The 23,431-nt window shown below is 70.1% G+C and carries 18 protein-coding genes and 1 pseudogene; 6 read left to right on the top strand and 13 right to left on the bottom strand.

Annotation, left to right across the window (positions count from 1 at the left end):
* Positions 1-58: 58 nt before the first annotated feature.
* Both TOK_RS32855 and TOK_RS23765 read right to left on the bottom strand, forming a co-directional pair.
* Positions 59-220, bottom strand: coding sequence for a hypothetical protein (locus tag TOK_RS32855; RefSeq protein ID WP_172457740.1), 162 nt, complete (start codon positions 218-220; stop codon positions 59-61).
* Positions 221-281: 61 nt separating this feature from the next.
* Complete coding sequence (locus TOK_RS23765; RefSeq protein WP_098960220.1) at positions 282-473, bottom strand: hypothetical protein; 192 nt, start codon at positions 471-473, stop codon at positions 282-284.
* 194 nt (positions 474-667) lie between these two features.
* Between TOK_RS23765 and TOK_RS23760 the strand changes: the two genes are divergently transcribed.
* Entirely contained in the window at positions 668-1,525 is an 858-nt protein-coding gene (locus TOK_RS23760; protein WP_098960219.1) for a GntR family transcriptional regulator, read from the top strand.
* On the top strand, positions 1,522-2,064 hold the full coding sequence (locus tag TOK_RS23755) for a kinase (protein WP_216362082.1): 543 nt from the start codon (positions 1,522-1,524) through the stop codon (positions 2,062-2,064). The genes TOK_RS23760 and TOK_RS23755 overlap by 4 nt, the downstream gene beginning before the upstream one ends.
* Positions 2,065-2,168: 104 nt before the next feature.
* Here the strand turns inward: TOK_RS23755 and TOK_RS35505 are convergent, their stop codons facing one another.
* Positions 2,169-2,381 (bottom strand): KTSC domain-containing protein, encoded by a 213-nt coding sequence (locus TOK_RS35505; protein ID WP_098960231.1) that lies wholly within the window; start codon positions 2,379-2,381, stop codon positions 2,169-2,171.
* A gap of 44 nt (positions 2,382-2,425) precedes the next feature.
* Entirely contained in the window at positions 2,426-4,444 is a 2,019-nt protein-coding gene (locus tag TOK_RS23745; protein WP_098960218.1) for an ATP-dependent endonuclease, read from the bottom strand.
* A gap of 1,015 nt (positions 4,445-5,459) precedes the next feature.
* Here TOK_RS23745 and TOK_RS23740 point away from each other — a divergent pair.
* Together TOK_RS23740 and ppdK are read left to right on the top strand one after the other, a co-directional pair.
* On the top strand, positions 5,460-6,902 hold the full coding sequence (locus TOK_RS23740) for a YdiU family protein (protein ID WP_216362080.1): 1,443 nt from the start codon (positions 5,460-5,462) through the stop codon (positions 6,900-6,902).
* 755 nt (positions 6,903-7,657) lie between these two features.
* Positions 7,658-10,390, top strand: coding sequence for a pyruvate, phosphate dikinase (gene ppdK, locus TOK_RS23730; RefSeq protein WP_098960216.1), 2,733 nt, complete (start codon positions 7,658-7,660; stop codon positions 10,388-10,390).
* Between the two features lie 136 nt (positions 10,391-10,526).
* On the opposite strand, the gene TOK_RS23725 is transcribed toward ppdK, so the two are convergent.
* From TOK_RS23725 to TOK_RS23715, 3 genes are all read right to left on the bottom strand, one after another.
* Complete coding sequence (locus TOK_RS23725) at positions 10,527-14,321, bottom strand: efflux RND transporter permease subunit (RefSeq protein ID WP_141566517.1); 3,795 nt, start codon at positions 14,319-14,321, stop codon at positions 10,527-10,529.
* Between the two features lie 83 nt (positions 14,322-14,404).
* On the bottom strand, positions 14,405-14,833 hold the full coding sequence (locus TOK_RS23720) for a nitroreductase family deazaflavin-dependent oxidoreductase (protein ID WP_098960215.1): 429 nt from the start codon (positions 14,831-14,833) through the stop codon (positions 14,405-14,407).
* A gap of 20 nt (positions 14,834-14,853) precedes the next feature.
* Positions 14,854-15,561, bottom strand: a complete 708-nt coding sequence (locus TOK_RS23715; protein ID WP_098960214.1) for a M50 family metallopeptidase — start codon at positions 15,559-15,561, stop codon at positions 14,854-14,856.
* A gap of 78 nt (positions 15,562-15,639) precedes the next feature.
* On the opposite strand from TOK_RS23715, the gene TOK_RS23710 reads away from it, so the two are divergent.
* Positions 15,640-16,515: a MerR family transcriptional regulator gene (locus TOK_RS23710; RefSeq protein WP_098960213.1), complete on the top strand. Its 876-nt coding sequence runs from the start codon at positions 15,640-15,642 to the stop codon at positions 16,513-16,515.
* Between the two features lie 64 nt (positions 16,516-16,579).
* On the opposite strand, the gene TOK_RS23705 is transcribed toward TOK_RS23710, so the two are convergent.
* From TOK_RS23705 to TOK_RS23695, 3 genes are all read right to left on the bottom strand, one after another.
* Positions 16,580-18,523, bottom strand: coding sequence for a S9 family peptidase (locus tag TOK_RS23705; RefSeq protein ID WP_098960212.1), 1,944 nt, complete (start codon positions 18,521-18,523; stop codon positions 16,580-16,582).
* Between the two features lie 120 nt (positions 18,524-18,643).
* Positions 18,644-18,967, bottom strand: coding sequence for a hypothetical protein (locus TOK_RS23700; RefSeq protein ID WP_098960211.1), 324 nt, complete (start codon positions 18,965-18,967; stop codon positions 18,644-18,646).
* A gap of 4 nt (positions 18,968-18,971) precedes the next feature.
* Positions 18,972-19,697, bottom strand: coding sequence for a hypothetical protein (locus TOK_RS23695; RefSeq protein ID WP_098960210.1), 726 nt, complete (start codon positions 19,695-19,697; stop codon positions 18,972-18,974).
* A 94-nt stretch (positions 19,698-19,791) separates the two neighbouring features.
* Between TOK_RS23695 and TOK_RS34405 the strand changes: the two genes are divergently transcribed.
* Positions 19,792-20,157, top strand: coding sequence for a hypothetical protein (locus TOK_RS34405; protein WP_098960209.1), 366 nt, complete (start codon positions 19,792-19,794; stop codon positions 20,155-20,157).
* Positions 20,158-20,245: 88 nt separating this feature from the next.
* Here TOK_RS34405 and TOK_RS23685 read toward each other — a convergent pair whose 3' ends face one another.
* The 3 genes and pseudogenes from TOK_RS23685 to TOK_RS23675 all read right to left on the bottom strand — a co-directional run.
* Entirely contained in the window at positions 20,246-21,016 is a 771-nt protein-coding gene (locus tag TOK_RS23685; protein ID WP_098960208.1) for a succinate dehydrogenase/fumarate reductase iron-sulfur subunit, read from the bottom strand.
* 70 nt (positions 21,017-21,086) lie between these two features.
* The gene (locus tag TOK_RS23680; RefSeq protein ID WP_098960229.1) at positions 21,087-23,045 is read right to left on the bottom strand and encodes a fumarate reductase/succinate dehydrogenase flavoprotein subunit; all 1,959 of its coding nucleotides are present in this window, start codon (positions 23,043-23,045) and stop codon (positions 21,087-21,089) included.
* A 5-nt stretch (positions 23,046-23,050) separates the two neighbouring features.
* Positions 23,051-23,377: pseudogene (locus tag TOK_RS23675) on the bottom strand (hypothetical protein); the annotation flags it as partial.
* Between the last annotated feature and the right edge of the window lie 54 nt (positions 23,378-23,431).

Genomic DNA, 23,431 nt, shown 5'->3' with positions numbered 1-23,431 from the left:
TGGGCGGCAGGTCGATGGGCTGTCCGCAGCCCTGGCAGCGTCCTCGGACCTGCACGGTTCAGCCCTCCCCGTGCTCGGCGAAGAACGCCGCGTTGATGCAGTCGGGCTGGGTGCACACGCCGGTGCGCTTCCAGCTGCGGCGCCCGCACCACCGGCACTCGCTGTCGAGGTGCAGGGCGCCGGCCTCGATGGCCTTGCGCGTCTTCCGGGTCTGAAACATGTAGTCCTCCTCGATCACACGGCCCCGGGATTCGGGGCCGAAGTGGGGTGGGCTCGGAGAGTCAGGCCGCTTCGTTGCCAGGGACGGCGGCCGCGATGGGCGCCCGGACGACGTGCAGCGGGCGACGGTGCAGCGAGCCAGCGAAGGGCGCCGTTGAACGACGGACCGGTCGGGCCTCGGCGTCGACCTCGGCCAGCAGCACGTCAATGGCCTGCTCGGTCAGGCCGTCTGGGTGGTGGTTCTGTGCGTACACGCTGCCGCCTCCAGGTCATTCGGTGCCGCCCGGTGGCGACGAACAGAAGCTAACAGTTGCTATTTCGATCAGTCAACTGTTAGGTCCGAAGTCGCCTATGATCAGCCTCTGACCAGGCGCAATGTGGTGCACCCAACTGTTAGGGCGCTGGTAGGGTCAGCCAGTCGAGACCACCCAGAGCCCACGAGGAGCCCATGCCTTCCGACGACCGGTCCGGACGTGTCGCACGCTCGGAGTCCCTGCACCAGCAGGTGGCACGGAACATCCGCAACGACATCGCGGCCGGAGTGCTTCGCGACGGTCAGCCACTACCGTCCACGCGCGAGCTCGCCGCCCAGTGGGGCGTCAGCGTCTTCACGATCAACGAGGCGATGCGCACGCTGATCGACGACGGAATCGTCATCAGCAAGCCGCGCGCGGGTCGGATCGTGCACGCACCGGAGCAAGCAATCCGGAACGAGGTGCGGACCGCTGAGCCTCACGTCGTGATGATCGGCGGGTACGCAGGATGCGGGAAGACTGAACTCGGACGCATGCTCGCCCGCGAATCAGGCTGGCCGATGCTCGACAAGGACACGATTACTCGCGCAGTGGTCGAGGTCGCACTAGAACAACTCGGCCTTTCTGCGAACGACCGCGAGTCAGCGGAATATCTCAGCGTCATTCGTCCACGAGAGTACGAGTGCCTAATGAACGCGCTCGTCGAGAATCTTCAGTGCGGGAACAGTGCGGTCGTTACCGCACCTTTCGTCAGAGAATTCCACGACGAAGCGTGGATCAATCGTGCGCGGGCCAGGGTAGCCGACCACGGCGGAAGCCTGACGCTCGTATGGGTCTATTGCGACGCTGACACGATGCTCACATACGTCCGGCATCGCGGCGCCGCGCGCGACGCCGCCAAACTTGCGGACTGGCCCACCTACCTCGCGGCGCTAGACCTAGATTTCCGCCCACCTGGCGATCATTTCGTCGTCGACAACAGCGCATCCGGTGAGCCCCTGCAGAGTCAGGCGAAGCGACTGCTGTCATACGCGGTCCAGGGCGGATCGTGACCGGCACGATTGTCGCGCTCTACGGCCCGCCCGCGTCGGGCAAGGACACGATCACCTCCGAATTATCAAAGGTCGACCAGCAATTCCGACTATTTCAGCGGATAAAAGCGGGATCGGGGCGCCAGGACGGCTACCGCATGGTGAGCCCTGCTCAACTCGACGACCTCCATAACGCTGGTGACATCATTTGGGAGAACACGCGCTACAACGCGAGGTACGCCATAGATCGGAGCGGCCTCGAAAGCGCGACCAAATCATCGGTGCCAGTCGTGCACGTCGGACAGCCGCAAGCAATCGCCGCCATGAAAGACGCACTCACGGCACAACGCGTCATCGTCGTCGAGCTGTATTACGACCGCCGTGAGGCCGTCGAGCGCATCGCCGGACGGGGCGATGAAGACCTAGAAGCCAGACTAGCGGCGTGGGACGAGACGCCACGCCTCCTCACCGCCCATCTGCGCATCGATACTAGCCAAGTCCCGCCCCAGCTCGCCGCGATCCAGATCGTCGAGGCCTTGACTCAAATCTCGCATGGATAAACTTGCTCACACCCTGGATCAGGATGCATAGGTGTGATCGTGTGAATCTTGCAGGTGGCAAAGAGAGTATCCGTGGCCACGGCCGTCCCTCCGCCGATGAGCTGTCAAGCCACCCGACGATAGCTATAACTGTCTCGAATGTTTCTTGCAAAGTAGCTGCCATGACTGGCCGCGGACATCAGATTCTGATGCTCGATCGCTGAGACGCCAGCGTACTCATAAACCGAACCGGTCTTGAACTCGATTTCTAGCGTCGAACTCAGAGCATCATATCCAATAGCTCGAAGGCTAGTAGATGACACAGGGGTACGCAGCATGCTCATCTCCAACGTTTCCAGCATGACGGCGTCACGCAACTGACCTATCGCTGCGGAAGCACGCCCGCCACTTCCGACCGAAAGGCTATGATTGCACTTATGCACTCCCGGAGTATCACCGGAAGGTCAGACACCTCAGCGTCAATGGCCGCGCTTCGATACTCACTGACATTTTTCTGACGCAGGGCTCCTCCAGCTGCCGTTAATGCGGTGCAGAAACTCGGCCACGCTCGCAATTCTTCTTCGAGGTCGTCGCAGAGGAAGGTGTACCGATTCGCAACAACTGACGGGTTGCCATACGAGTACGGCAGGTCGCCAACGACAACGTCCGCCTCCGGGAGCCAGCTCAGTACAGTCTCGGTCGATTCCTTGCGGCTAGTGTTCCCTTTTTCCTGAGCGCTAACATTACCGGGGTTCTTTCGCGCCGCGCCACCAGAATCTCCGTCAACTACAACGTACACCGGAACCCCCAACGACTCGAGAATCGAGTACGGGATCCGAAGACTTTCCTTGCCGCCCATTGCGAGAACGGCGATGCCGTGACTATCGAGGGGCATACGCAGCTTTTCGGCAATCGCCTCCACAACGACGCGGTCGGTGTCACCTTCCACCAGGACGACTGCCTCGGCAAAGAATCCTTCCGAGAACGCGTTAGGAAGCATTCGCTCTACCGTCTTTAACACCTTCGCCGAGTCGACGTCGGCGACCGCGGCGACACCATCGAGTGTCGTCGACGAGACCACAGCGCAACCATCGCTAACGCGCAATCTGCGCAACGCAGCAAATTGTTCAGGCCGGACGAAGTACGGGCTATGCGTCGCTACCACAACTTGAGAATCCGGCCGACAACTGAGAGCGAACAGGACCCTGCCGAAGTTGCGAGCACGGACAGGATGCTGGTAAATCTCAGGCTCTTCGATTCCAACGACCAGCGCTGGCAAATCCGCGAGTTCCGCGGAAAATCGCGCCTGCGCTCCCTGGTCAAGGTCCGAAGCGTCATGACTAAACTGGTCTGTGGCGAGCGTGCCGTCCGGCACCAGCGATTGAAGCATCGCGATAATAACCGCGCGCTGGACGCCGTGCCCCTGCCGCGAAACGTCATGGGCCATTCCGTCAATAATGACGTCAGTCGCGATCGAGCTGTCTCCCCTTAGCGTCCAGGCATCTACCTGAGGGCGGAATACGATTTTCGCATCTGGGATCAAGTCATTCAGTCGATGACTCACTCGCCTTGCCTGAACGGCCGTTGAATCGTCAACTCGCTTCTCGATCTCGGACCGCAGCTTGGCAATCACCGGCGAGAACTCAGCTTCCCAGTCAGCCCGAGCCGCCGCAACTGCCTCTGCCATTAAACTACCGACCAACTCGGTCAACGCCGAACCTTTTCCCGGCGCCCCAATCTGTTGGGCGATATCGGTGGCGGCTGGGACCAACACGAATCGGATCCGTTTTGCGAGCGCGTGCTCGCCATGCACGCCCATCATGTGGTTTGCATCAGCGTCATCGACAGAAACGAGGTGGGCGGAGTTCGCGGGGTCATCCTCCCACTTAGCTAGCTCGCCTAGAATCGCGTCCTTCGCAATTACATGTACCAATGTCGGAAACTTGCCACGCAGCTCGCCGTAAGCCTTTCGAATGTCTGCGATCCGCGTGAGATTGCGGACTTCAGCGAATCCCGGACCCTGGCGGGAGTTTCCAATTAACTTCTCCTTGCCAGTAGCCCTCGACCAGGATTTTCGAAAGACGGCGTCCCTTCCGCGGCCATACTTTTCGAGCACTTTTCGATCTTCGTCGTTGAGATCGGTGAATGTGACTTCCACTGTGATGCTCTCGTCGGCTCCGTCGGAACCTATATACACTTCACCAGCGCTTGCACCTGCATCTATATAGCGACATAGATCGCTGGCATCAATTGGCCGGCCATTGAAGAACCAATCGAGCGCGTATAGGATTGAAGATTTGCCCGACCCATTTGGCCCGACCAGCGCAGTGTAGTCATCGACATCGATTCGAACTTCTTTGAGACAGCGATAATGGCGGACCGCAACAGCTGAAATCTTCAATATTTGCTCACCATGGTTAAATGTATATGCTCAATGACAACGATTCCCACGTCATTTGTGTCACCATTCAATGGGGGCTAAGTCGCCAGTGGAGCTGCCGGATTCGCTCGCCGATCAAATATGCAAACGAGAGTCCCGCAGCTGCGTGATCATCTCCTGCCTAGGCCGGGCAGGTTCCGACTCGCCAGTGCCGCGGCGCGGGGAGCGTTCGGAACCGAGTCACCACAAGATACCGGCGAACTACATCCATGTCACCACTAGATGTTGGGTGTTTGGGGTTCTGCGACTGTGCGTAGGCTACGAACGCTGTGCCTTTGGCTATCCAACACAGCACAACGCCAAAGTTGATGCCTGTTAGCACGCCCGATGCTCCTTTGACCCCATCGGCGCGAGATCAGGTGCGGCGCCTAGGCCGTCTCCAGGCCGTGGGAGGGTGCCCGGCGCTACTCAACATCGACAACCAATACCTATGTTTACGCAGGTCAGCCGGGCGTCCGCAGACCATCCCGCTGGTCAGATGATCACGGCAACAAACCTACGACGTCTGATCCCCTCAGCGGTCCGGGCTGCGCCTGACGCGCCCGGTTCGCGGGATCGACGCACGACGACGGCCCGGCACCTCGTCCTCGGACGGGGTGCCGGGCCGTCGTCGTGCGTAGGTCCGTCGTGCGCAGGTCCGTCGTGCGCAGGTCCGTCGTGCGCAGGTCCGCCCTGGTTGCCGTACTCGGCGAGCAGCGACGTCGTGAACGGGATCAACGCGATCGCCGCGAGCAGCGCGATGTCGACGCCGTCGCTGAACGCGAGGAGCCGCCCCACCCCGGCCGATTCCCCCGGCCCGTCCCCGGGTTCGTCGTCCTCGGCGTCCGCCCTCGCGGGTCACCGGCCTCCGACCGTGTGTCCTCGCCGCTCATCGAGCCCTCCGCTGGTCGCCCGGCCACGGCATCCTCGCGGATCGGCGGGCGCCGCGGTGACGCACGACGCGGCCGTGTCGCGCCGCGGCTCGTACGCTCGTGGGGTGACCACCGCACGCACCCTGCTCCAGCTCGACGCCACCTACGCGCGTGACGTGCCGGGCATGTCGCTGCCGTGGACGGCCGCCGAGGCGCCCGCACCGGAGCTGCTGGTGCTCAACGAGGAGCTGGCCGCGGAGCTCGGCGTCGACCCGGCCGCGCTGCGCGACGCGGACGGCGTGCGGTTCCTGGCCGGCCAGGGACTCCCCGAGGAGGTCACCCCGGTCGCGCAGGTCTACGCCGGCCACCAGTTCGGGATGTACCAGCCGCGCCTCGGCGACGGGCGCGCCCTGCTGCTGGGCGACGTCGTCGACGTGCACGGCCGGCGCCGCGACCTGCACCTCAAGGGGTCGGGCCGCACCCCGTTCGCCCGGGGCGGCGACGGGTTCGCCGTCGTCGGACCGATGCTGCTCGAGTACCTCATGGGCGAGGCGATGCACGCCCTCGGCATCCCGACGACGCGCGCGCTCGCCGTCGTCGCCACCGGGACGCAGGTGCGCCGGGAGCGGATGCTGCCGGGCGCGGTGCTGTGCCGGGTCGCGGAGAGCCATCTGCGGGTGGGCACGTTCCAGTACGCCGCCGCGACCGGGGACCACGACGTGCTGCGTGCCCTCGCCGACCACGCGATCGCCCGCCATCACCCGGGGGCCGCGGACTCCCCGCAGCCGTACCTGGAGCTGTTCCGCCGCGTCTGTGCCGCGCAGGCCGACCTGGTGGCACGCTGGATGCTCGTCGGGTTCGTGCACGGCGTCATGAACACCGACAACACCACGATCTCCGGCGAGACGATCGACTACGGTCCCTGCGCGTTCATGGACGTCGTCGACCCGGGCACCGTGTTCAGCTCGATCGACGAGCGCGGCCGCTACGCGTACGGCAACCAGCCCGCGATCATGCGCTGGAACCTGGCCCGGCTCGGGGAGGCGCTGGTGCCGCTGCTGGGCGACGACCTCGACGCCACCGGCGAGGCCCTCAACGAGGTCCTCGCCGCGTTCCCCGACCTCTACGAGCGGCGCTGGGCCGGGCACATGGCCGCGAAGCTCGGGATCGCCACCCCGGACCTCGCGCTGGGCAACGACCTCATGACGCTGCTGCAGGCCGAACGCGTCGATTTCACGACGTTCTTCCGGGCCCTGTCGACGGGGACGGCACGTGACCTGGTCCTGGACCGCGCGGCCTTCGACGTCTGGGCTGCCCGCCGCGACGCGTTGCTCCCCGCCGACCGCGACGCCGTCGCCGCGGCCATGGACCGCGTCAACCCGGTCCGTATCCCGCGCAACCACCACGTCGAGCCGGCGCTGCGCGCCGCAGAGCGCGGCGACCTCGGCCCGTTCCTACGGCTTCTCGACGCCGTCACCACGCCCTTCGACGAACGCCCCGAGCTGGCCGACCTCGCCGGTCCCCCGCCCACGGACGCGCTCCCGCACATCACCTACTGCGGTACCTGACCTCCGGAGGGCGGCACCCGACCCCCGGCGGCCGGCACCTGGCTCTCGGCGGCGGCACCTGGCTCCTGGCGGTGGCTGGTAGCGCGTGCCGCCGTCGCAGCCAGTCGTCCGCGACGGTCAGCGCCTCGGCCGCCTCCGGGTACACGCCGACGCCGAGCTGCAAGGAGTGCTGCATCCCCGGCCAGATCCGGAGCTCGGCGCGGACCCCCACGACACCCGCGGAGCGGGGTGCCTGCCGCAGCCTCTCGGCGAGCCGTTCGGCCCCGGGACTCGCCACGCCCACCTCCGGATCGGGGCAACCGTGATCGGACTCGTGATCGGCACGGTCCCCGTCACCGTGCGCGGCGCGTCGCACCGGCCGCCGCGGTCCGGCCGGTGCACCGGCACCGTGGGCCCGGCACCGGCGGGCGACAACCCGCTGCGACCCCGTCGCACCGCTCTGACCTGTATCGATCCGGTTGCGACGCAGCGAGATCGATCAAGGTCGTGTCGTTCGTCATCACGTGATCGTCCTTACCGGGCGGGTACGGACCCGTGCCGGCGTCCTGACGGCGCCCGCGACGGAGCCGCCACCTGGGACGAGCCGGCCGGCGGGTGACGCCGGGGCGTACCCGAGGTGTCGCAGAGTTGAGACGACTGTGTCCGAACACCGCCGTGACAGTGTTGAGTTGTCGGGCGACGTCGGTTGTACTGCGACTCCGCGTCCGCCCACGAACTGGCCGGACCGACGACCCACGACGCCCTTTGGGGGAGCCATGTCAGCGGCGATGCGCGACCGCGCCCAGCTGGTGTACGACTTCGCCGACGGCGACCGGACCCAGACCGATCTTCTCGGCGGCAAGGGTGCGAACCTCGCCGAGATGACGCGGCTGGGGCTGCCGGTCCCGCCCGGATTCACCATCACCACCGAGGCCTGCCGGCACTACCTGGACCGCGGCGAGGAGCCGCAGTCGCTGCGCGTCCAGGTGACCATGGCGCTGCGGCGCCTCGAGGACGGCCTCGGCCGGCGCCTCGGCGACGTCCAGGACCCGCTGCTCGTCTCGGTGCGCTCGGGCGCCAAGGTGTCGATGCCCGGGATGATGGAGACGGTCCTCAACGTCGGCCTCAACGACTACTCCGTGAAGGGGCTGGTCGAGGCCGCCAAGGACGAGCGATTCGCCTGGGACTCCTACCGCCGGCTCATCCAGATGTTCGGCCGCACCGTGCTCGACATCCCGTCGGAACGCTTCGAGGACCGGCTCGACGCCGTGAAGGAGCGCGAGGGGGTCAAGACCGACGTCGAGCTCACCCCGACCGCGCTGCAGGGACTCGTCGACGACTTCAAGCAGATCGTCTTCGACGCGACCGGACGCGACTTCCCACAGGACCCGCGTGAGCAGCTCGATCTCGCGATGCGCGCGGTGTTCGACTCCTGGAACACCGACCGCGCCCGGATCTACCGCCGCCGCGAACGCATCGCCCACGACCTCGGCACCGCCGTCAACATCTGCGCGATGGTCTTCGGGAACATGGGCGAGAACTCCGGCACCGGCGTCTGCTTCACCCGCGACCCCGCCACCGGCAAGCAGGGCGTCTACGGCGACTACCTGGTCAACGCCCAGGGTGAGGACGTCGTCGCCGGCATCCGCAACACGCTGTCGCTCGAGGACTTCGCCCGGCTCGACCCGGCGTCGCACTCCGAGCTGACCCGCATCATGCGACGGCTGGAGACCCACTACCGCGACCTGTGCGACATCGAGTTCACCGTCGAGCGCGGCAAGCTGTGGATGCTGCAGACCCGCGTCGGCAAGCGCACCGCGGGCGCGGCGTTCCGCATCGCGACCCAGCTCGTCGACGAGCAGCTCATCACCCGCGACGAGGCCCTCACCCGCGTCACCGGCCACCAGCTCGCGCAGCTGATGTTCCCGCAGTTCGACGCCGAGGCCCCGCGCACGCTGCTCACCAAGGCGATGGCCGCCTCCCCGGGCGCCGCGGTCGGTGAGGTCGTGTTCGACACCCCGACCGCCGTCGCCCGCGCCGCGGAGGGCCGCCGGGTGCTGCTGGTCCGCCGCGAGACCAACCCCGACGACCTCGAGGGCATGATCGCCGCCACCGGGGTGCTCACCAGCCGCGGCGGCAAGACCTCGCACGCCGCCGTCGTCGCCCGCGGCATGGGCCGCACCTGTGTGTGCGGCGCCGATGAGATCGACGTCGACGCCGAGGCGAAGGTGCTCCGCGTCAACGGCACCACCGTCGGCGAGGGCGAGCTGCTCTCGATCGACGGCTCCACCGGCGAGGTGTTCGCGGGCGAGCTGCCCGTCGTCCCGTCGCCCGTCGTCACCTACCTGGAGAGCGGCCTCGACGCCGCGCTCGAAGGTGTCGACGAGGAGGCCGCCGACCTGGTGCGGTCCGTCGACCGGCTGCTGCGCCACGCCGACCGCACCCGCCGCCTCGCGGTGCGGGCCAACGCCGACAACGCCGAGGACGCCACCCGCGCCCGCTCGCTCGGCGCGCAGGGCATCGGGCTGTGCCGCACCGAGCACATGTTCCTCGGCGACCGCCGCGTCCTCATCGAGCGTCTCGTCCTCGCCGACGACGTCACGTCCCGCAACGCCGCGCTCGCCGAGCTGCTGCCGCTGCAGCGCGCCGACTTCGTCGAGATCCTCGAGGCCATGGACGGGTTGCCGACGACGATCCGCCTCCTCGACCCACCCCTGCACGAGTTCCTGCCCGACCGTACCGAGCTGGCCGTGAAGGTGGCGGTCGCGAAGGCCACCGGCGAGGGCGTGTCCGAGGTCGACGAGAAGCTGCTCACCGCCGTCGAGCGGCTGCACGAGTCCAACCCGATGCTCGGGCGCCGCGGCGTCCGCCTCGGGCTGCTCGTCCCGGGCCTCTACGGCATGCAGGTCCGAGCGATCACCGAGGCGGCGGCCGAGCGGGCACTCGCGGGCGGGAAGCCGCGCGTCGAGATCATGGTGCCGCTCGTCGGCTCCGTCATGGAGCTGCACCTGATCCGCGACGAGATCGACGGGATCATCGCCGAGGTCCAGGAGGCCGCCGGGGTGAGCCTCGACATCCCGATCGGCACCATGATCGAGCTGCCCCGGGCGGCGTTGACGGCGAAGCGGATCGCCGAGTCGGCCGAGTTCTTCTCCTTCGGCACCAACGACCTCACCCAGACGACGTGGGGCTTCTCCCGCGACGACGTCGAGGCCGCGATCTTCGCCGCGTACCTGGAGAAGGGTGTGTTCACGGTGTCGCCGTTCGAGTCGCTCGACCGCGACGGCGTCGGCGCTCTGATCAAGACCGCCGTCGAGAAGGGTCGCGAGACCCGGCCCGGGATCAAGCTCGGTGTCTGCGGCGAGCACGGTGGCGACCCGGACTCGGTGCACTTCTTCCACTACGCAGGCGTCGACTACGTGTCCTGTTCGCCCTTCCGGGTGCCGGTCGCGCGCCTGGAGGCGGGCCGGGCGGCGCTCGTCGACGACACCGTCGGCGGCGAGCTGTAACCCCGCCGCCGACGGGGCGGACGCACACGACCGAGCGTGTCGTCAGAGCCGACGCTGTGCGCTGACGACACGCTCGGGCCGCACCCGGCGGGCGAACGTGTCATCAGCCGCGCCGGTGCGTCGCGGACCGCGCAGGTCAGTGCGAGGTCGGGACCGCTCCGGCCGGGACGTCGATCTCGGTGGCGACGGTGCCGGTCGACGGGACCGTCACGCGCGTCGTCGCGGAGCTTCCCGACGGCGACGCGACGAGCAGGTGGTACTCCCCGGCCGGGACCTCGCGCAGATCGTAGCGGCCACCGGCGTCGGTGCGGCCGGCCGCGACGACCTCGCCGCGGTCGTCGACCAGCGTCACGGTGGCCACGACGCCCTGCCCGCCCGGCTCCCGGACGACCCCGGTGACGGCGGCCGGCCCGTCGACGGTGAGGTCGTGCCAGGCGGGGCCGCCGTTGACGGCCACGAGCTCGGCGACGGGCTCGCGCTCACCGGACCGCGCGGCGACGACGTACTCCCCGCCACCGGCGACGTCGAAGCGGTAGCTGCCGTCGGGAGCAGTCTCGGTGGTCGTGACGAGCACGCCCGCCGTGTCGAACAGCGAGACCTCGACGCCGCGCAACGCCCGCCCGGCGCGGTCGCCGACGCGGCCGTGCACGCCGGGGCCGACGGGCAGCGGGGCGGCGTTCTCGGGCTCGGTCCACGGAGAGTCGTCGGGTGCGGACCCGTCGGTGGACACGGCGTCCGCCGGAGGCACACCGGACTCCCCCGCATCGGCCGCGGCGGGTTCGGCCAGGCGGGCCTCGCGTCGGCGCCGCAGCCGGTCGCGGAAGCGCTCGACCAGCGAGTACAGCACCGGGACGAGCACGAGCGTCAGCAACGTCGAGCTGACCAGCCCGCCGATGACGACGATCGCGAGCGGCTGGGAGATGAACACCCCACCGCCGGTGAGGCCCAGCGCCATCGGCAGCAGCGCGAAGACGGTGGCGACGGCCGTCATCAGGATGGGCCGGAGCCGTTGCGCCGCGCCGTCGAGGATCGACTCCCGCAGCGGCACGCCCGCGCGGCGGCGCTGGTTGACCAGGTCGATGAGCACGATCGCGTTGGTGACGACGATGCCGACGAGCATCAGCATGCCGATCAGCGCAGGCACGCCCAGCGGGGTGTCGGTTGCGCGGAGCAGCCCGAGCGCGCCGGTCGCCGCGAACGGGATGGAGATCAACAGGATCAGCGGCTGCAGGAGGCTGCCGAACGTCAGCACCATGACGAGGTAGACGACGGCGATGGCGACGAGCAGCGCGATGCCGAGCTGGGTGAACGCGTCGGACTGCTGCGTCGACACCCCGCCGATCTCCGCGGTGGCCCCCGCGGGCAGCGTCAGCCCGTCGAGGGTGCTCTGCAGGTCGCGGGTGACGGTGCCGAGGTCGTCGGCGGCCGGCCGGGCGGTGATCTCGGCGCTGCGGGAGCCGTCGGTGTGGCTGACGCTCGGCGCGGTGCGGACCTCGGCGACGGTCGCGACGTCGGTCAGCCGCAGCGGCCCGGCGATCGGGAGCGCCTGCAGGGCGGCGAGATCGGCCGGGGCGGCGCCGGAGCGGACGACGACGTCCTGCGCCACACCGTCGATCGTCACCGAGCCGATCGTGGTGCCCCGCAACGAGGCTGCCACCAACTGCCCGACGGCCGCCTCGGTCAGGCCGGCGGCGGCCGCCTTCTGCCGGTCGACCGTGACCCGGATCGTGGGCTGGGCGGCGGCGAGGTTGTTGCGGACGTCGGCGGCACCCGGGATGGCGGCGACGGCCTGCTCGACCTGCCCGGCCGCGGCCTCGAGGACGGCGGGGTCCTCGGCACGGACGGTGACCTGGAGCTGGTCGGACCCGAACCCGCCCTGGCCGCCCTGGACGGTCAGGTTGCCGACCTGATCGGGGCCGCCGAGGGCGGCGAGCCGCGTACGGAGGTCGTCGGTGACGGCGGCGGAGTCGGCGTCGTCGGTGAGGGTGACCGAGAACCGCGTCGCTCCCCCACCACCAGCGCCGGGGCGGCCGAGGCCTTGCGCGCCGCCGGGAGTGCCGACGGTGACCTGATAGGTGGCGACGCCGGGCGTGTCGCGCAGGACGCCCTCGACCCGGCGGGCCGCGGCGTCGGCCTGCGGCAGCCCGGTACCGGGCGCGAGCTCCTGGCTGATGGAGACGGTGTTGCCGCCGGCGTCGCCGATGAAGTCGGTGCGCAGGCCGGGGACGAGCGCGAACGTGCCCGCGAGGATGAGCACGGCGACGAGGATCGACACGACGGGCCGGCGCAGCGCGCCGCGCAGGACCGGCAGGTAGCCGCGCTGCAGCCGGGTCGGGGAGGTGAGCGGGCTGTCCTCGTCGTGCACGGGGTCGGCCCCGGGCTTGGGGGGCCGGACCTTCAGCACGGCCGAGGCCAGTACCGGGACGACGGTGAGCGACACGATCAGCGAGGCCAGCAGCGCAGCGGTGACGGTGACGGCGAAGGGCCGGAACAGCTCCCCGACCTGCCCGCCGACCAGTCCGATCGGCGCGAACACCGCGACGGTCGTGACCGTCGACGCGGTGATGGCACCTGCGACCTCGCGGACGGCCGTGACGATCGCCTGGCGTCGTGGCCCACCTCTGGCGACGTGGCGGGTGATGTTCTCGATGACGACGATCGAGTCGTCGACGACGCGTCCGATCGCGATGGTCAGCGCGCCGAGGGTGAGGATGTTGAGCGTCTCGCCCGTGACGTCGAGGACGATCATCGCGACGAGCACCGACAGCGGGATCGACACCGCGGTCACCAGCGTGGCACGCACCGACAGCAGGAACCCGAGGATCACCAGGATCGCGAAGAGCAGGCCGAGCAGGCCCTCGGTGGTGAGGTCCTCGATCGAGCTGGTGATGAACGGCGCCTGGTCGAACACCGTCGTGACCTGGGCGTTCTGCGCGGTTCCGCCGAGGGCGTCGATGATCGAGGGGATCGCGTCGCGGACGGCGGCGGAGACGTCGACGGTGTTGGCGTCGGGTGCCTTGGTGACCGACAGGCCGATGCTGGCCGCGCCGTTGGTGCGGGTGTAGCCGGTCGCGGGGGCCTGGGCCTCACCCACGGTGGCGATGTCGCCGAGCCGCACGGGCGCACCGGTGGCGGGTGCGCCCGCGGCCGGCGCGGATGGGGCCGCCCCGGGGCGGGCACCGGTCGCCGCCGCGGCCCCGGGCGTCACGTAGAGGTTGCGCAGGTCGTCGACCGAGGCGATCGGCCCGCCGACCTCGACGGCCGTCGGGTTGCTGTCCGGGCTGAGCTGACCTGCGGGGATGCGCACGCCGTTGGCCTGCAGCAGCGAGGTGAGGCTCGCGAGCGACACCCCCCGGGCGGCCGCCGCGGCGGCATCGACCGTGATCGTGATCTGCGGGTCCGCGGTGCCCGACAGGCCCACCCCGGAGACACCGTCGATGCCCCCGAGCTGGGGCTGCACCTGGTCGCGCAGTACGGCGGCGACCCGGTCCGCCCCGAGGTTCGACGACACGGCGAGCACGAGGACGGGGATGTCGTCGGTGCTGCCGGTGACGACGTCGGACGTCACCCCGGACGGGAGGTCCACGGTCTGCACGGCGCGCTGGAGCGCAGAGGTGAGCGTCGAGACGTCGGTGCCGTACGCCAGGTCGAGCGTGACGACGGACGTCCCGCCCGTCGACGTCGAGCGGCTGTCGTCGACGCCGTCCACCTTGTCGACGGCCGCCTCGATCGGGCTCGTGACCTGTTGCTCCACGACGTCCGGCGACGCGCCCGGGTAGGGCGTCAGGATCGTGGCGACGGGCGCGTCGAGCGACGGGAACAGCTCCTGGCGCAGCGAGGCCGTGGAGAACAGGCCGAACCCGATGACCAGGACCGTGACCAACCCGACGACAGCCCGGTTGGCCAGGCTCAGACGCGCAAGCCACGACATGCCGATGATTCAAGCGAACGTGGCGTCCCGCGCCGCAGCCAGGTGCTGAGGGTTCGCTGAGCGTCCCAGGTGGGGCGCCGGGTTCAGCCCGCCCGGGTGAGCGCGATCACCGGGATCGTGCGGATCCCCTCGGTCTTCACCTCGTATTCGGCGAAGCCCGGCATGACCGCGGCCTGGCGGGCGTAGAGCTCGTCGCGCTCGGCCCCGGTGACCTCCTCGGCCAGCGCCGTCCACGTCTCGACCCTGCCCTTGCCGTCGCCCACGTCGAGCGTCACGCGCGGGTTGGCCTTGAGGTTGTGGAACCACGCCGGGTTCTGCGGCGCCCCGGCCGCCGACGCGAAGATCACGACGCGGTCGCCGTCGGGCAGGTACACCAGCGGCGTCACACGCTCCTCGCCCGACTTGGCGCCGACGTGGTGCACGAGCACCATCGGTGCCCCCTCGAACGGCGGGCCCACCTGTCCGTCGTTGGCGCGGAACTGCTCGATGACATTCGTGTTGAAGTCGGGCAACGTCGATCCCCTCGCTCGCGTCAGGTGCGCAGCAGCAACACCCAGACGGCGACGATCAACGCCGCCGCCGCCAGCAACCAGAACAGGGCCGCCCATATTCCGCCCGACACGCCGGTGATCCGCGCGAGCTGGTCCGCGTCGGAGTCCCCGCGCCGGCCGCGCCGACGGCCGCGCTGCAGCTCACCGACCGCGCGCAGGCCGCCGAGCAGCAGGAACCAGCACACCGCGGTGGCGAACGCCGTCCGCAGATCGGGCGGTGCGGCGTAGGCGACCGCAGCCGTCGCGCCGCCCGTCGCGAGCACCGCAAGCACCCCGAACGCGTTGCGGATGTGGACGAGCGTCACCAGCAACAGGCCCGTCGCGACCCAGAGGGCGATGTCGGCGTGCCCCTCGGCGACCGCGATCGCGCCGGCCAGCCCGAGCAGCGGGGGCGCCGGGTAGCCGCCGAGGAACATCAGCACGACGCCCGGACCTCCGGCCCGGCCCGTCGAGTGCGTGACGCCGGAGGTGTCGGCGTGCAGCCGGATGCCGCTGAGGCCGCGGCCGGTGACGACGGCGAGCAACGCGTGCCCGCCCTCGTGCGCGATCGTCACCACGGTGCGGGTGAGCCGCCACGACAGCGTCCACAACACGACGGCCAGCGCCACCAAGCCCGGGACCAGCACCTCGGGGCGGTCGAGCGCCGTCTGCACGCCCGCCGTGACGACGGAGAACGCGTCGGATGCCACGCCGCCAGTGTGGCACCGGCCTCGTCCCGGGCGACGGGGGCTTGACCTTCCACCCACTGGAAGGTTCAGGCTCTCCTCATGACCAGCTTGACCATCGGGGAGCTCGCCCGCCGCTCGGGGGTGCCCACCCGCACGATCCGCTTCTGGTCCGACGAGGGTGTCCTGCCCGAGACGGACCGGTCCGCGGGCGGCTACCGGCGCTACGACGCCGCCGCCGTGGCCCGGCTGGACCTGGTCCGGACGTTGCGGGAGCTCGGCATGGGCCTCGACGACGTGCGCGCGGTCCTCGACCGCGACCGCACCGTCGCCGAGGTCGCCGCCGCCCATGTCCGGGCCATCGACGACCACATGCGCGTCCTGCGGGTCCAGCGTGCGATCTGCACGCTGCTGGCCCGCGGCGGACGCTCGGAGAGGGAGACCGCACTGATGAACGACCTGGCCCGGCTGTCGGCCGCACAGCGACAGCAGATGATCGACGAGTTCGTGGACGCCACCTTCGCGGGCACCGACCCCGACGCACCCGGCGCCGGCATCGCGGGTGCCATGCGCAGCCTGCCCCCCGAGCTTCCCGACGACCCCACCACCGAGCAGGTCGAGGCCTGGGTGGAGCTGGCCGAGCTGGTCGGCGACGAGTCCTTCCGCGCCCGGGTGCGGGAGATGGCCGTCACGGGCTCCGACGCCGCCGATCCCGGTGTCGACGCGGCGCTGGTGTCGCAGCACTGCGGCGCCGCACTGGCGGCGGGCGTCGCTCCCGGCAGCGCCGCGGCGGAGGAGGTTCTCGTGCGGGTCGGCGTGGCAGACCTCGACCGCGCCGCGCTCGCCGACCGGATCGCGACCTTCACCGACGCCCGGGTCGAGCGCTACTGGGCGCTGCTCGGGGTCCTGAACGGCTGGCCCGCCCGCGAGCCCGCGGTCCCCGCGTTCGAGTGGTTCGTCGTCGCCCTGCGTAGCTGAGGCCCGTGACTGCTGAGCTGCGGGAACACCGGACCCACCTGCGGCCGTCGGCCCACGGTCGCGGTCAGCGCTCGATCTCGACCGGCTCGATGCCCTCCTCTGCGGGCAGGTCGAAGCCCAGGACCTGGCCGTAGAAGCTCAGCTCGGCGTCCAGCGCCCTGCGGATGTTCTCCCCGCGCCGGAACCCGTGCTGCTCGCCCTCGAACAGCAGGTAGGCGACAGGGACGCCACGAGAGCGCAGCGCGTCGACGATCAGCTCCGACTGGTTCGGCGGCACGATCGCGTCCTCGCTGCCCTGCAGCACGATCAGCGGCTTGCTGAACCGTTCGACGTGGTTGATCGGGGAGCGCTCGACGTAGATGTCGCGGTCCTCGGGGTAGGGCCCGACGAGCCCGTCGAGGTAACGGCTCTCGAACTTGTGGGTGTCCGCCGCCAGCGCCTCGAGGTCGGCCACACCGAAGTGGTCGGCGCCCGCGGCGAAGGGGGTGTCGTCGCGGGCGAGCGCGGCGAGCGTCGTGTAGCCGCCCGCGGAACCGCCGCGGATCGCGAGCCGCGCGGGGTCGACGCGCCCCTGCTCGCCGAGCCAGCGGGCGGCGGCGATGCAGTCGGCGACGTCGACGATGCCCCACGAGCCCTGCAGCAGCTCGCGGTACGGCCGCCCGTAGCCGGTCGAGCCGCCGTAGTCGACGTCGACGACGGCGAACCCGCGGCTCGTCCAGTACTGGACACCCACCGACAGCACGGGCGACGCGGACGCCGTCGGGCCGCCGTGGATGACGACGAGCAGCGGCGGCCGCTCGCCGTCGCGCCCACGGTGGGTGGCGCTGGCCGGCGGGTAGAACAGCGCGTGGGCGGTGCGGGCGGCGCCCGCGCCGTCGGTGGACGGGAACGCGATCGGCTCCGGCACCGACAGGTAGCGCTCGTCGACGCCGAGGTCGCGGGCCGGTCGCAGCACCTCCGGCTCCGGGTTCCCGATCCGCACGCGCCACACCGACGCCTCCCGCGTCGGGCTGCCGGCCACGAGCACGACCTCGTCCCGGCCTCCCACCTGCAGCGATCCCGCGGCCGAGAGCGGCAGCTCCAGCTCGCTGACCGTGCCGTCGAGCGCGCGGACGAGCAGCGCGTCGTAACCCGCCCGCCGCGACGCGGCGACGATCCGCCCGTCGGTGAGCGTGACGTGGCGCGACGTGCCGAGCGTCCAGCAGGGGACCCCGATCTCGGCCTCCTCGACGATCACCGGGACCACGTCGCCGGCGGGCGTCCAGCGGTAGAGGCTCCACCAGCCGGTGCGGTCGGAGACGAACAGCAGCGAGCCGTCGGCCTGCCAGCGCGGCTCCGAGACCGACTCCCCCGGTCCGCCCGCGACGACGGTGTCGGTGCCGGTCGCGAGGTCGCGCACGGTGAGGACGGTGTCGTCCCACGGCATCGACGGGTGGTCCCACGACACCCACGCCAGCCGCGCGCCGCTCGCGTCGAGGCGCGGGGAGGTGACGAAGTCGGGACCGGTGACGAGCACGTCGACCGCCCCGTCGGGGTGCAGCCGCACGACCTCGTTGCGGACCTGCGCGGGGCCGCTGCCCTCGGGGTGGTGCTCGCGGACCAGCACGAGCGACCCGTCCGGCGCGAGGACGCCGTCGGCCCAGCGGTCACCGCGCGCCGTCGCGGGCTCGGGGCTGACCGGGCGCGGAGCCGACCCCGGGTCGAGCCGGTGGAGCCGCTGGTCGGCCCAGTTGGTGAACCACAGGATGCCGTCGTGGGCCCACCACGCGGCGCCGCCGTACTCGTGGACCGCGGTGCGGGCGTCGAAGCCCTCGGGGAGCAGGTCGGTCACGGTGCCGTCGGCCTCACGACGCACGATCTGCGTCCGACCGCCCTCCGCGGGACGGCCCTCTGCCCACAGGACGGTGTCGCCGTCGACTCGCACCTCCCCGAGCCGCACGGCCGCGGCCACGACGAGTTCCGACGTCAGAGGGGTAGGCCAGGAGCCGAACGGCGCGGGGGTCGTCACCGCGTCATTGTGGACGGACTCGTGCCGTCCCGCCCGCACACCCCCGGGCCGACGACCCCGCGCGCAACCTCACTGCTGTTCCGGCGCGCGCGGGGGACCGTGAGGTTGCTCGGGGTGTGCTCAGCGGCCGCGCGCCGCGTCGCGCAGCAGGGACACCGCGCGCGGTCCGGCGCCCGGGCGGAGCACCGGCAGCACCCCGATCGCGCCGCGCAGCCCCACCCACCACCGCACCGACCCGTCGACGCGCACCACCCCGACCGCGGGCCGTGCGCACCGGGCGACGTCGGCGGGCAGGTTGGGGTAGATCTCGGCGAGCCGCGGCTCGGTGCAGGCCCGCACCCGCACCTTCACGGTGACGCACTCCGGCAGCTCGTGCGCGATCCGCGAACACCGCGGGCAGCCGACGTCGTGGACGACGACGAGCTCACGCACCCGGACGGCCACGCGATCAGGATGCGCCGAGCGACACCGTCGTCGACACCCCGACGGCCACCGCGCACACGAGCGCCAGCAGCAGCCGCACACCCGCAGCCGGGACGAGCGCGCGTCCCGTGGGCCGGGCGGCCGTCCCCGCGATCATGCCTGCCGCATACCCGGCGGCGACGACGAACGCCATCCCGAACGGCACCGCCAGCAGCACAGCGACGCCGAGCAGATACGGCAGCCCCGACACGAGCCGCGCCGCGACGCCACCACGCATCACCGTGGCCAGGGCGAACCCGGTGCGGGCCTCGCCCCACTCGTCGTCGTCGGGGATGTCCGGGGGGATGCGCAGCGGGTTGGCGGGCACCGGGAACCGCAGCACGCCCGCCTCACGCAGAACGGCGACGAGCGCCACGACACCGACGACGGTCTCGGCCGCGAGCTCGGGCACGACCAGCCGCAGCAGGATCCCGACCCCACCGAGGACCAGCGCGGCGAGTACGGCGCCGAACGCCACGCCGACGGCGGTCCAGCGCGTCATGCCGGGCGAGCGGGCGTCGGCCACCGCGACCGTCGACGCGCCTGCGGCCCCGCCGGCCACGAGCGCGAGCAGCAACGCGGACGCGGCCGTCGCGAGGTTGCGCTCGGCGACGAGCGCCGTGGTCGCCGCGAACGCACACACCACGGCGAGGGCCGCGGCGCCGGTGAGCAGACGTCGCGACCAGGTGGCTCGCGCCCCCGCGGTCGTCATGGTCGAACTGTGCCAGGACCGTACCGGCGCCCGACGCGCGGCACGCCGACCCCGTAGCGTGGCGCGCACGGACCGTCCGCACCCGGGAGCATCCATGAGCAACGACCCGACCCGCGACGACCAGCCCGTCGACGCGGAGATCGTCGAGGACGGCGCCACAGCGCCCGCCGAGCCCGCCGAGGGCAGCGGCGCGGCGATCACGCCGGCGGTCACCGACCCCGGCGCGCCGGTGCCGCCGGTCGCCGGCATCGAGAACGCCTCCGGCTACACCGACCGCGGCGTGCCGACGCTCGACTACGTCCGCGACAAGATCGAGGGCCGCTGGGCGACGTCGCTGGGCACCACCGAGCTCGCCGGCGAGACCGAGGCCGGGCGCACGATCGCCGAGCAGGAGGCCGAGCGGGCGAAGAAGGCCAAGGAGAAGCTCGACGAGATCCGCCGCTCGATCGGCGGCGGCTGACAGACCTCTGCAGCCGCTGCTCGATCGGTGGTGGCCGAGGCCCTCGTGGGTGGCGATGGTCGCTCCAGCGACCATCGCCACTCACGGGTCAGCGGTTCTTGTTCGCCGCCTCACCCCGGCGGAAGATCTTGTTGCCCAACCACACCACCGGGTCGTACTTCCGGTCGACGACGCGCTCCTTGAGCGGGATCAGCGCGTTGTCGGTGATCTTGATGTGCTCGGGGCAGACCTCGGTGCAGCACTTGGTGATGTTGCAGAACCCGAGGCCGTGCTCGTCCTGCGCCTCGTTCTGCCGGTCGGCCGAGTCGAGCGGGTGCATGTCCAGCTCGGCGATGCGCATGAGGTAGCGGGGGCCGGCAAAGGCCTCCTTGTTCTCCTCGTGGTCGCGCACGACGTGGCAGGTGTTCTGGCACAGGTAGCACTCGATGCACTTGCGGAACTCCTGGCTCCGCTCGACGTCGACCTGCTGCATGCGGTACTCACCCGGCGCCACACCCTCGGGCGGGGAGAAGCTCGGGATCTCGCGCGCCTTCGTGTAGTTGAACGACACGTCGGTGACGAGGTCCCGGATCACCGGGAACGTCCGCAGCGGCGTGACCGTGACGACCTCGTCCTCGGTGAACGTGTTCATCCGGGTCATGCACGCGAGCCGCGGGCGACCGTTGATCTCCATGCTGCAGGAGCCGCACTTGCCGGCCTTGCAGTTCCAGCGCACCGCGAGGTCCTGCGCCTCGGTCTGCTGCAGCCGGTGGATGATGTCGAGGACGACCTCGCCCTCGTTCACCTCGGCCGGGTAGTCGACGAGCTCACCCTTCTCGGAGTCGCCCCGCCAGACGCGGAAATGGGCCCAGTAACTCATCGTGCTCCCTCGCTTCGCGAGCTCGACGCTGCGCTCGGACGCTGTGTCACTTGTTCACTCGCAAGCTCGCTCACGCCTTCTCCCCCTGGTCGGCGCGGTGCCCGCCGAGCTCCTCGCCCGTGAAGTACTTCTTCAGCTCGTCCATCTCGAAGATGTCGAGCAGGTCGGGGCGCAACGGGATCTGCTCCTTGCGGACCAGCTCGACGTTGTCCTCGCCCAGGGCCGACAGCACGAGCAGGACGTGGCGCCAGTCGGAGTCCATGACCGGGAAGTCGTCGCGGGTGTGCCCGCCCCGGCTCTCCTGACGCTCGACCGCCGCCTTCGCGACGCACATCGAGACGAGCAGCATGTTGCGCAGGTCGAGTGCGAGGTGCCAGTTCGGGTTGAACTTGCGGTCGCCCTGGACGACGACGGTGCGCGTGCGGGTGGCGATGTCCTCGAGCTTCTTGAGGGCCATCTCCATCTCGTCGGCCTTGCGGATGATGCCGACGAGCTCGTGCATCGTCTTCTGCAGCTCCAGGTGCACGACGAACGGGTTCTCCCCGCCCTCGACGGCACTGGAGAACGGCAGCAGTGCCCGGTCGACGGCCGCGGTCGCGTCGGCCTCGGCGACCGACGGGCGGGAGCCGAGCGAGTCGACGTACTCCGACGCACCCAGCCCGCAACGACGGCCGAACACCAGCAGGTCCGACAGCGAGTTGCCGCCGAGCCGGTTCGAGCCGTGCATGCCCCCGGAGCACTCCCCCGCGGCGAACAGGCCCGGCACGCGCGACATGCCGGTGTCGGGGTCGACCTCGACACCACCCATCACGTAGTGGCAGGTCGGCCCGACCTCCATGGGCTCCTTGGTGATGTCGACGTCGGCCAGCTCCTTGAACTGGTGGTGCATCGACGGGAGCCGCTTGAGGATCTCCTCGGGCTTGAGCCGGGTGGAGACGTCGAGGAACACGCCGCCGTGCGGAGTGCCCCGACCGGCCTTGACCTCGGAGTTGATCGCGCGGGCGACCTCGTCACGGGGCAGCAGCTCCGGCGGGCGGCGGTTGTTGTCCGCGTCGGTGTACCAGCGGTCCGCCTCCTCCTCCGTCGTCGCGTAGAGCTCCTTGAAGACGTCGGCGATGTAGTCGAACATGAACCGCTTGCCCTCGGAGTTGCGCAGGACGCCACCGTCACCGCGTACCGACTCCGTGACCAGGATCCCCTTCACCGACGGCGGCCAGACCATGCCCGTCGGGTGGAACTGCAGGAACTCCATGTTGATCAGCGTCGCGCCCGCGCGCAGGGCCAGGGCGTGGCCGTCGCCGGTGTACTCCCAGGAGTTCGACGTCACCGAGTAGCTCTTGCCGACGCCACCGGTGGCCAGCACGACCGCCGGCGCGTTGAACCGGACGAAGTTGCCCGTCGACCGGAAGTAGCCGAAGCAGCCCGCGATGGCGCCGTCGCTCTTGAAGAGGTCGGTGATCGTCGTCTCGTGGAAGACGCGGATGTTGGCCTCGTAGTCGCCCGTGGCCTTGAAGTCCTCCTGCTGGAGCGACACGATCTTCTGCTGCAGGGTGCGGATCAGCTCCAGGCCGGTGCGGTCACCGACGTGCGCCAGCCGCGGGTAGGTGTGCCCGCCGAAGTTGCGCTGGCTGATCTTGCCGTCCTTGGTGCGGTCGAACAGTGCGCCGTAGGTCTCCAGCTCCCAGACGCGGTCCGGGGCCTCCTTGGCGTGCAGCTCGGCCATGCGCCAGTTGTTGAGGAACTTGCCGCCGCGCATCGTGTCGCCGAAGTGGACGCGCCAGTTGTCGTTCGGGTTGGCGTTGCCCATCGCCGCGGCGCAGCCGCCCTCGGCCATGACCGTGTGGGCCTTGCCGAACAACGACTTCGAGATGATCGCCGTGCGCTTGCCCTGGGCGCGGGCCTCGATGGCCGCGCGCAGCCCGGCCCCGCCTGCGCCGATGACGACGACGTCGTAGTCGTGGACCTCGACCTCACGCGCGTCGACGGCCTGGTTCTGCCCTGGGTGGTTCTGCTGCTGTGCTGAAGTCATCTCGCTCACCCCACGATCCGGGGGTCGCCCCACCAACCGGCGGACACGGCCATGATGTAGAAGTCGGTGATCGCCAAGCTCGCCAGCGTCGCCCAGGCGAGCTGCATGTGCTTGCCGTTGAGGGTCGACACCTGGCCCCAGAGCTTGTAGCGCAACGGGTGCTTGCTGAAGTGGTTGAGCCGGCCGCCGATGATGCTGCGGCACGAATGGCACGAGGCCGTGTACAGCCAGAGCAGCACGACGTTGGCGACCAGGATGATGTTGCCCAGCCCGAGGCCGAACGAGCCGTCCTTGTTGATGAACGCGACGACGGCGTCGTAGGTGTTGATCAACGGGGACTGTCAACTGAGCGGTGTAACTGATGTTGTGCGGGTTTACTTGCGGCC

It is taken from the genome of Pseudonocardia sp. N23 (assembly GCF_002583555.1).
Classification (GTDB): Bacteria; Actinomycetota; Actinomycetes; order Mycobacteriales; family Pseudonocardiaceae; genus Pseudonocardia.
The sequence above is the reverse complement of the archived record's forward strand: the minus strand, read 5'-3'. Positions and strand labels throughout refer to the sequence as shown.